At 69.2% G+C, this 948-nt stretch carries 1 pseudogene; it reads left to right on the forward strand.

Going from position 1 to position 948, the window contains the following annotated elements:
- Positions 1 to 50: 50 nt before the first annotated feature.
- Positions 51 to 948: pseudogene (locus tag IN07_RS18020) on the forward strand (IS5 family transposase).

Consider the following 948-nt stretch of genomic DNA (forward strand, 5'->3'; position numbering starts at 1 on the left):
CTAGGGCGTGTCTCCTAACCGCTGGCGGTTGGGGGCGGCAGGCTGGCAGCGTGTCTCGGATGCAGCTGCTGTCAGATGAGGCCTGGAGCCGGGTGGAGCCGTTGATGCCCGCAGCCTCGGGAAAAGGCGGACGTCCGTTCGCTGATCACCGGCGGATGGTCGAGGGGATCATCTGGCGGTACCGAACCGGGACGCCGTGGCGGGATCTGCCGGCGGAGTTCGGGCCGTGGCAGACGGTGTGGAAGCGGCACCGCCGCTACGCCGGAGACGGCACCTGGGACCAGGTCTTGGCCGCGTTGCTGACCGATGCCGACGCGGCCGGGCTGATCGACTGGAATGTCTCGGTGGACTCCACGATCAACCGCGCGCACCAGCACGCGACGAACACCAAGCGCGACACAGGGGGCACCGGAGAACTACAAGAACCTGCTCGCCGAGCCCGATGATCATGCGATCGGGCGGTCCCGCGGCGGCCTGAGCAGCAAGATCCATCACCTGGTCGACGGGTGCGGGTTGCCTCTGGTCGTGCTCGTGGGTGCGGGTCAGGCCGGCGACGCGCCGATGTTCCCGATCCTGCTGCACCACCTGCGAGTGCCCCGGATCGGCCCGGGACGGCCTCGAACTCGGCCCGACACCGTGGCCGGGGACAAGGCCTACTCCTCCCGCGCGATCCGCACCCACCTACGTGAGCGCGGGGTCGGTGCCTGCATCCCCGAACCGGATGACCAGAAGGGCCACCGCAAGCGTCGGGGCAGCCGCGGAGGACGACCACCCGCCTTCGACGCGCAGCGCTACCGCGGACGCAACGTCGTCGAGCGCGCGTTCAACGAAGACAAGCAGTGGCGCTCGCTGGCCACCCGCTACGACAAGCTCGCCATCGTCTACCGAGCCGCAGCAGTCCTGCGTGCGGTCACCCTCTGGCTCAAGCGGTTAGGAGACACGCCCTAG

The sequence above is a fragment of the Modestobacter caceresii genome (assembly GCF_000761485.1).
In the GTDB taxonomy this organism is placed as follows: Bacteria; Actinomycetota; Actinomycetes; order Mycobacteriales; family Geodermatophilaceae; genus Modestobacter; species Modestobacter caceresii.